A 9,199-nucleotide genomic window follows, 5' to 3' on the forward strand; every position below is an offset into this window, starting at 1 on the left:
TAAAATATCATTATGAGAAAAAGTTCTACTTAATAATTAATATTGGCAATATTCATATTAAAACTGCCTTATCACAAGTTAAATATGCAAGGCGTATTCGACTAATTTTTGGTTTTATTAGTTTCAAGTTGGTTACAACAAGGATGTAACATACCATAACCAGAGAAAAGGAAGTCTTGGAAATATTAATACCGGCATTTCATTATCGATCTTTTTGAAAAAATTTTCTTTGTTGAGGAAAAGAAGTGAATATATTGGTATTAATAAATACATTCATTAAGTAGCAGGTAATTAAATATGGTAAAAAGGAAAGTTCTGTTTAAATCTAAAGCCGCTTTCTACACCCAACAATTATGTAAATAAAGCTGTTGAAAAAGATATTAGTGGAATGTCAACTAATTCAGGAAAAGAAAATTTTTTAATTATCCTATTTGAACAGAAAATTAAGTAAGGAACATACTTATGAAAATAACATGTAATCACTGCAAACAACCTGTTGAAAAAATGAATCTAAAACAAGCTAAAGTTATTCAGACTCTTGAGTTTGGTGAGTGGGTTGTTGATTTAATCTTGGTTTGTCCACATTGTAGTCAGCAATACGGTGTATCTGTGGCAACATGGGATTTACAGCCACTGGAGACCCCTCATGGATAAAACGGCCTTATACCGAAAAGTCAGGTTCAGTAGTATCAAGTTAATGCTGACTATTTTGGTTTACTCAATTAGAGAGTACATAGCAGAGGTATGAATAAGATGGCAAAACAGAAACTTATTCAGCTTATTCATATTGCACATAGTAATCTAAAACTAGATGAAGATACGTATCGCCAGATGCTACTTTCAGAAACCGGAAAAGCCTCTACGCGGGAAATGGATATCCCGCAGTTAACTCGCGTTTTGGATGCGATGAAAAAGCGCGGTTTTAAGATTAAATCCCCTGAGAAATCCAAAACATCGCGTTCATTAGATTGCCACCCCCACTCAAAGAAGATACGTGCATTGTGGTTGGAAATGGCATCTATAGGTATTGTTCATAATAGTTCTGAACAAGCCTTAGCTCACTGGGTTAAGCGTGAAACGGATATTGATGATTTACAGTGGTTGGATTCAGGCCAAGCCAGCAGCATTATTGAAAAACTGAAGAAGTGGCGGAACCGCGTCACGAGGAAAAAGTATGAATGATGTGAATAACTTTCGTAGCAAAGGTCCTGAACTGCTGGTAGAACTGGCACAGCACACAGCCTGTACGGTCAGTGAAATAATCCATGTTGAGCCTGCGTTAGCTGAACAAATTGGCGAAGCTGTTGCGAACCATATGATGCAGGTTTGGGGCGGTCAAAATGTCTATTTTCCTATGGGCATGGTTTGGAAAGTCAGCCTCCGTGATCGTGAGATTTTCAACGAGTTTAACGGTAAAAATCATCATGATCTGGCTCGCAAGTTTGGTGTTTCTATTCAATGGATTTACAGCGTAGTGAAGCGTATCCGAAAGGAAGAACTAGATCGCCTGCAAGGTAAGTTATTTGATAACGAGTCTGAATAGGCAGGTCAAACTGATTGAGCTTAGTAAAATTAGATGGCAGACTAAGCATGATTCTCGTTCGGTCTGCCTTTCAAATACTGAAAAGGATTTACAATTGAATCTCCATAACTTCCCACTTAGTCCAAGTTTTTCCCATAATTATCTTTCAGTTCCCTGTCAAATATCTTACTTATGATCAGTATATTAATTTCTTCACGTAATGAATTTATTACTTCCTGAACAAGCTTTTGTGTAGCCGCCAGTGTGTCGCTATTGCCAATCACATTTGTAAGCTGAACAACCCCCTTTTGTGTTAATGAAGCATTGGGAATATCTGTTGTAATTTTTTGTTCTATCGCTTTATTTAATTGAGCGGTAAGTTTGGCTACATTTCCATCATCCAGAACATCATTGCCAGATCGTGTCGCGATAAAATCAGCGACGACAGATGATATGGTTGATGACTGACGTAACACCTTATTTAACAAGTGGGTGGGAACATTGTCCGGAGAAAATCCTGTATGCAACTCCTGGTTTTGTTCATATTTTTCTTGACTAATGACATTTGCATTATTACTAATAGAAAAAGCCTTAAAATCATTCTTGTGACTCATATACTTTCCTTAAATCAAATAATGTGATTTTATAATCAACATCTTGAATTACTGTAAAAATAATCTCCTGCAATTCAGGCAAATCAAAGTTTAGTTCAGGAAAAAAATAACACTGTATTCTTATTACTTATAAGGTTAACCGTTTTTGTATCATTGGCAGCAATAAGTAGTTCAATATTTTGGTGTAGAAAATACACCCCCAAATTTATATTTAATATCTGGAAATTATTTTTCTTTTATTTCTTCTACCCCTTCCTACAACTTCTTCTGTTTTAAATTCTAATATGAATCTTCTGGCATCTAGACACGAATATCTAAGCGGCCGTATTATAGAATGTCACCGGATTTTCCATATTAATAAAACACACCTTCGTTGTTCTTATTGACACATTTAAGTTATTAGTCATAAAAAACGTAAAAAATAAAGCCGGTTATCCGGCTTCAATGACTTGGCTGCTCCGGCCACTCGATATCAGGAGCTTGCAGAATATCAACACGGCTCAATAATACAAAATACTTTTTCCAAGCCATCAATGCTATTCTCTCTGCCTCTGTTGCCATTTCAACATCAACGGTATGTTGCAGTAATGTAACCACTTCATTTGCATGTTGACGCAATGTATCTCGCTGTTGTTCTGCCTGTTCAATCTGACTGGCTTTTACTGCAACTTCATCAACGACCCACTCTTCTCCGGTCCACTTATCAAAATGAGTAGCAGGTTTTTTGAATGTTAGCGTATCTGATAATTCACCGATTTCTGTTATCTCAATCGGCAAACAAGTTTGCGTGTTGTAAGCTGTTTTCCCCCGGTAATCGGGTACAATTTCCCAATTCTTACCATCTTCACTACGACAAACCACTTTATTATCAGAATCTGGAAGTTCTGGCGCATCAGTATAGGAACTAGCTGGTAGCCCTACTCCTTCCATTAGATATTCCGGGCGAGCGAAAATGAACTCACGGGAATATGGTGCTGCATGATAAATTGTCAACCAACCGGGCTTTTCTGCTAACCCATCTTTACCTAATACTGCCACTTCAGATTCTAAAGAATCTTTTTGTTCAGCCATTACTCTGCATGTTGCCCTTACTACGTAGTTAAATGCAACGTTTCGGGGACGAGTGACACCAACATAATTCATGACTACATCCGCATCAATCTTCTTCCACGATATCCCTCCCCCCACTACTGTCGCATCTGTATACAATTGTGCTATATTTACAGGATCATCCCATCCATATTTCGCACTTCCTCGTGATACATTGGCAAGCGTTGCCACAGAGGTCAAAATATCACCGTTAATCAGCGATCCCTTTTGCCAAGACAAAAGCCCACGTCCACTATCAACTCCTCGACTATCATCCCATCCTCGGATAAATTCTCCTCTTAAATCAGGTAATCTGCCGTCAGGATAAGCTTCTGCTAACTTTGGGTACTGTAACTTATTAAAAAATGCACCATTACAAGTGAGATAACCGATAGGTGGATAGGGCAACGGCCAAGGAATTGGAACACCAATAGGAATATTACTAGCTTCTTTATTTTGCCTATCTATTTCTTCTCTAGAATACGCTCCCACATCTGCCGCATTCAAATTGATATCCTCAGTCAACACTTTACCATTCACTTTTCGACTATTAGGCACTCTGCCATTCATATTTTCATACAGTGAGTTTACTATTTCCTGAGCCAATTTTTGCGTCACTGCCAATGTATCACTATTACCGACTTCATCAGTCAGTTGAACAACACCTTTTTGTATTAATGAAGCACCAGGAATTTCTGTTGTAAACTTTTGTTCTAAAGCTTTATTTAATTGAGCGGTAAGCTTAACTAAATCACCATCATCCAGAATATCATCACCAGATTGTGTCGCGATAAAATCAGCAATGACTGATGATATTATTGACGATTGACGTAATACCTTATTTAACAAGTGAGTGGGAACATTATCCGGTGGAAACCCAGTCAACAACCCTTTACTTTCTTCATATCTTTCCTGACTAACTACATTTGCATTATCACTAATAGAAAAAGCTTTAAAATCATTTTTATGACTCATGTACTTTCTCCTTAAATTAAATAATATTATTTTATAATCAACACATTGAATTATTGCAAAAATAATCCTCCTGCAATTCACTCAAATTAAAGTCTAGTTCAGAAAAAGAATGTAGTTCAAATTTTGGCGTCAAAAATATATTACCAAAATTTATATTTAACATCTGGAAATTATTTTTCTCCTATTATTTCTATCTTATCCTGTAACCTCCTATGTTTTAAGTTCCAAAATGAATCTCCTGACATCTGGATATTAATATCTAAGTGGCAGTGTTCTAGAATGTCACCGGGCTCTCCATCTTCATAAAACACACGCTCATTGTTCTCATCTATACATTTAAGTCGCCAGTTCTGAATTCTCTGTTTTCAGAATGAAAAAATAAAGCCAGATTAACCGGCTTTATTCTTACTTCAAGCTACTCCGGCCACTAGAATTATGCTGCCCTTACAACGTAGTTAAATGCAATGTTACGGGGTCTATTTTCATGTGATGTTCTTGCAACATTTGAATTATCAAAATAGATTACATACCCGGTACCTGCAACTAGCTGATAAACAATTGTACGAGCCGGCCCTTCCGAAAACACACCGCTCGTGCTGTCATGCGGCCGCGTCATCATACCGATGTTATTACCGCCTTCAAGCGCCCCACCTAATTTCTGCATTGTATCTATTTGCCACGAACCACACACACGACCAGGATCAACACCACGGCCATCATCCCATCCCCGAATAAACTCACCTCTTAAATCAGGTAATCTACCGTCAGGATAAGCTTCCGCTAACTTTGGGTACTGTAATTTATTAAAAAATGCACCATTACAAGTGAGGTAACCAACAGGAGGATAAGGCAACGGCCACGGAATAGGAGAACCCGCAGGAATTTCACTGGCAACTTTAATTCGGTTATCTATCTCTTCACGGGTATAAGTATACTCACGTAATGAATTTATTTCTTGCTGAACAAGCTTTTGCGTCACTGCCAATGTATCACTATTGCCAATCACATTTGTAAGCTGAACCACACCTTTTTGTGTTAACGAAGCACTGGGAATATCTGTTGTAATTTTTTGTTCTAATGCTTTATTTAATTGAGCACCAAGTTTAGTTATATTTCCATCATCCAGAACATCATTGCCAGATTGTGCCGCGATAAAATCAGCAACGACAGATGATATGGTTGATGACTGGCGTAACACCTTATTTAGAAAGTGTGTTGGAACATTATCTTGAGGAAATCCAGTCTGTAAACCCTGATTTTCTTCATATTTTTCCTGACTGACTACATTTGCATTATTACTAATAGAAAAAGCCTTAAAATCATTTTTAGGACTCATATATTTTCCTTAAATAAAATAATGTTATTTTATAATCAACATTTTGAATTATTATAAAAATAATCCCCTGTAATTCATGCTAATGAAAGTCTAGTTCAGGAAAAAAACAATACTGTGTTCTTATTACTTATAAGCTTAACCGTTTTTGTATCATTGGCAGCAATAAGTAGTTCAACATTATGAATTTCTCTAATGACTTTATGTGTGGGTCTTAACCTATCGTAATCCTAACCGGTTTCCCTAGCCGATACACCTCAGAATTTAAAAAGATAAAGCCGGGCTAACCGGCTTTATTACTACCTCATTTTATCCAACCATTCCAATATCGGAAGCTTGTAAAATATCTGCTCTGCTCAATAATACCCAATATTTTCTCCATTCAAATAAAGCAGCTTCTTATATTTCTGGCTTTCAAAGAGTATTTCTGTTCAGCTATTATGCTGCTCTCACTATGTAATTAAATGCAATGTTGCGAGGGCGGTTCTCCGAGGCTACAGGAACAACTCTTGACGCGTCGAATCCAAAACCATATTCAGTGTATACAACATCCGGGGTAAAATGACCTACCGATTTGGACTTGCCGTCTGTACCCACCCCAAAAGTTGCGCTAGCATAACAAGCCCCTTTTGTTGCCAGATGAAAGCCATTTGTTATCGCCCCAGGAAACGAGCCCTGAATATTTCTAATAGCATCCCCCTGATGAGTTAAAACTCCACGACCACTATCAATACCTCGACCATCATCCCATCCGCGGATAAATTCTCCCCTTAAATCAGGTAATCTACCGTCAGGATAAGCTTCCGCCAACTTCGGATACTGCAATCGATTAAAAGCTGAACCATTGCAAGTAAAATAGCCGAACGGCGGATGAGGTAACGGCCACGGAATCGGAGAACCGACAAGAATTTCATTGGCAGCTTTAATCCGATTATCTATCTCTTCGCGGGTATATTCACGTAATGAATTTATTACTTCCTGAACAAGCTTTTGTGTAACCGCTAATGTATCGCTATTGCCAATCACATTTGTAAGCTGGACAACACCTTTTTGAGTTAATGAAGCGCCGGGAATATCTGTTGTAATTTTTTGTTCTAACGCTTTATTTAATTGAGCTGTGAGTTTAGCTATATTTCCATCATCCAAAACATCATTACCAGATCGTGCCGCAATAAAATCAGCCACGACAGATGATACCGTTGACGCTTGACGTAATACTTTATTTAACAAGTGAGTGGGAACATTATCTGGTAAAAATCCAGTCTGCAAACTCTGATTCTCTTCATATTTTTCTTGACTGACTACATTCGCATTATCACTAATAGAAAAAGCCTTAAAATCATTCTTGTAACTCATATACCTTCTCCTTAAGAAAAATAATATTTTTTATAATCAACATATTTAATTACTGAAAAAAAATAATCCGATTGTAATTTATTCAAATTAGAGTCTAGTTCATAAAGAAGAGTAATACATCATTCCTATTTATTAGGAGGCTGACTGTTTTTATATAATTGTCAGCAATAAATAATTAAATATCTTAGAATCGAAAATATATCTAAACCGTTTATAGTTAACATCTGGATGCTATTTTTCTCTTATTCCTTCTATTTCTTCCTGCAACTCCTTTTGTTTTAAATTCTAAGATGAATCTTACGAAATTTAGGCACAAACATCTAAACTATAGTATTCTGAAACGCCACAGAACTCTCCATCTTCATACAACATACACTCATTGTTCTCATCAATAGAACTTAAGTCGCCAGTTCTGAAAACGGATCGGTAAATGAGAATGCTAACTTTCTAAGCTGCCTGTACGGCAGTACACCAATATTACGTCCCAAGTTGCGTTACCATCATTTTCTAAGCTGCCTGTGCGGCAGTACACAACCATCCCGCATGGAATTCAACCATGTCTACTTTCTAAGCTGCCTGTGCGGCAGTACACAAAGAATTGAATATACAGTTTGTACTGACACATTTCTAAGCTGCCTGTGCGGCAGTACACTTTCTGGTAAAATTGCTAAGCCATCATTTATATTTCTAAGCTGCCTGTGCGGCAGTACACTAAATTCAGCCAAGACTCTCTTAATGTGATCATTTCTAAGCTGCCTGTGCGGCAGTACACTAACAATATGAGAATGCCAGTATGCCGATTCATTTCTAAGCTGCCTGTGCGGCAGTACACGACAATGGTCGTGCTGTTTTGGAATGGCAAGGTTTCTAAGCTGCCTGTGCGGCAGTACACGGTAATAGTGATGCCTCTCATTACACGTTGCGTTTCTAAGCTGCCTGTGCGGCAGTACACTAACGGCGTGCTGAGTATTTCTGCCGATATTTTTTCTAAGCTGCCTGTGCGGCAGTACACACTTATACGCGTAACGGCGATAACGGTACACATTTCTAAGCTGCCTGTGCGGCAGTACACCGCCAGTCAAAGCAGCGGCCCAGACATAATTATTTCTAAGCTGCCTGTGCGGCAGTACACCAGAATATACAGAGCATACAGGTGCGGCTGTTTTTCTAAGCTGCCTGTGCGGCAGTACACTGATTGAGTGGGGATATTTATCGTTTTTAAAATTTCTAAGCTGCCTGTGCGGCAGTACACGCTGATTGTAGTCGTTTAGCTACTTCATTATGTTTCTAAGCTGCCTGTGCGGCAGTACACTGTTACATATTAACCCCAACCTACTGAATGTTGAAGAGTAATCATTATAAAAAATAAAAAACCCTTTTTTACGAGACAAATAATATTTACTTAAAAATCAATAAATTAAAGTTTACCTTTAAAAAAGGGTCAAAATTCCCTCCACCCAAGGGGAACAACCTCTCCTTCTGTTTCTGATTTAAAGGGTATTTTGTTCAGTCATCATGCTGCTCTCACTATGTAATTAAAGGCTATGTTGCGTGGGCGGTTCTCTGGTGCTACAGGAACAACTCTTGACGCGTCGAATCCAAAACCATATGCAGTGTATACAACATCTGAGGTAAAATGACCTACTGATTTAGAGCTACCATCTATAGCGACTCCAAAATTTGCACTACCATAAAAAACCCCTTTTGCTGCCTGCTCAAAACTATGTGTTATCGCCCCAGGAAATGAGCCCTGAATATTTCTAATAGCATCCCCCTGATGAGTTAAAACTCCGCGGCCATTATCAATACCTCGACCATCATCCCATCCGCGGATAAATTCGCCCCTTAAATCAGGTAATCTACCGTCAGGATAAGCTTCCGCCAACTTCGGATACTGTAATCGATTAAAAGCTGAACCATTACAAGTAAAATAACCGAACGGCGGATGAGGTAACGGCCACGGAATCGGAGAACCGACTGGGATTTCACTAGCTATTTTAATTCGATTATCTATCTCTTCGCGGGTATATTCACGTAATGAATTTATTACTTCCTGAACAAGCTTTTGTGTAACCGCCAATGTATCGCTATTGCCAATCACATTTGTAAGCTGGACAACACCTTTTTGAGTTAATGAAGCGCCGGGAATATCTGTTGTAATTTTTTGTTCTAACGCTTTATTTAATTGAGCTGTGAGTTTAGCTATATTTCCATCATCCAAAACATCATTGCCAGATCGTGCCGCAATAAAATCAGCCACGACAGATGATACCGTTGACGCTTGACGCAATACTTTATTTAACAAGTGAG

Annotated in this window: 7 protein-coding genes, 3 pseudogenes and 1 CRISPR repeat array; of the genes and pseudogenes, 3 read left to right on the top strand and 7 right to left on the bottom strand. The window is 38.1% G+C overall.

What is annotated here, in order from left to right; genetic code table 11:
• Positions 1–462: 462 nt before the first annotated feature.
• The 3 genes from V2H77_RS01630 to V2H77_RS01640 all read left to right on the top strand — a co-directional run bounded on the left by V2H77_RS01630 (position 463) and on the right by V2H77_RS01640 (position 1,543).
• A complete protein-coding gene (locus V2H77_RS01630; protein ID WP_088371061.1) occupies positions 463–654 on the top strand; it encodes a hypothetical protein in 192 nt (63 codons plus the stop codon).
• Between the two features lie 99 nt (positions 655–753).
• Positions 754–1,182 carry a gp16 family protein gene (locus V2H77_RS01635; protein ID WP_341497404.1) on the top strand — a complete coding sequence of 143 codons (429 nt, stop codon included), beginning with the start codon at positions 754–756 and terminating at the stop codon, positions 1,180–1,182.
• Positions 1,175–1,543, top strand: coding sequence for a Mor transcription activator family protein (locus tag V2H77_RS01640; protein ID WP_036843675.1), 369 nt, complete (start codon positions 1,175–1,177; stop codon positions 1,541–1,543). Before V2H77_RS01635 ends, V2H77_RS01640 begins: the two co-directional genes overlap by 8 nt.
• Before the next feature lie 191 nt (positions 1,544–1,734).
• Here the strand turns inward: V2H77_RS01640 and V2H77_RS01645 are convergent.
• The 7 genes and pseudogenes from V2H77_RS01645 to V2H77_RS01665 all read right to left on the bottom strand — a co-directional run.
• Positions 1,735–2,136: pseudogene (locus V2H77_RS01645) on the bottom strand (tail fiber protein); the annotation flags it as partial.
• Positions 2,137–2,577: 441 nt separating this feature from the next.
• The gene (locus V2H77_RS23545; RefSeq protein WP_445935447.1) at positions 2,578–3,279 is read right to left on the bottom strand and encodes a tail fiber assembly protein; all 702 of its coding nucleotides are present in this window, start codon (positions 3,277–3,279) and stop codon (positions 2,578–2,580) included.
• Positions 3,280–3,452: 173 nt separating this feature from the next.
• Positions 3,453–4,200: pseudogene (locus tag V2H77_RS23550) on the bottom strand (tail fiber protein); the annotation flags it as partial.
• 433 nt (positions 4,201–4,633) lie between these two features.
• The gene (locus V2H77_RS01655) at positions 4,634–5,536 is read right to left on the bottom strand and encodes a tail fiber protein (RefSeq protein ID WP_341497406.1); all 903 of its coding nucleotides are present in this window, start codon (positions 5,534–5,536) and stop codon (positions 4,634–4,636) included.
• A 306-nt stretch (positions 5,537–5,842) separates the two neighbouring features.
• Positions 5,843–5,920: pseudogene (locus V2H77_RS23555) on the bottom strand (hypothetical protein); the annotation flags it as partial.
• A gap of 51 nt (positions 5,921–5,971) precedes the next feature.
• Entirely contained in the window at positions 5,972–6,889 is a 918-nt protein-coding gene (locus tag V2H77_RS01660; RefSeq protein WP_341497407.1) for a phage tail protein, read from the bottom strand.
• Positions 6,890–7,333: 444 nt separating this feature from the next.
• Positions 7,334–8,201: a CRISPR direct-repeat array (repeat unit 28 nt; unit sequence TTTCTAAGCTGCCTGTGCGGCAGTACAC).
• Between the two features lie 201 nt (positions 8,202–8,402).
• Positions 8,403–9,199, bottom strand: a 797-nt coding sequence (locus tag V2H77_RS01665) for a phage tail protein (RefSeq protein ID WP_341497408.1), incomplete at its 5' end; no start/stop codon positions are given.

The organism is Photorhabdus sp. P32 (genome assembly GCF_038085095.1).
GTDB classification, from domain to species: Bacteria; Pseudomonadota; Gammaproteobacteria; order Enterobacterales; family Enterobacteriaceae; genus Photorhabdus; species Photorhabdus luminescens.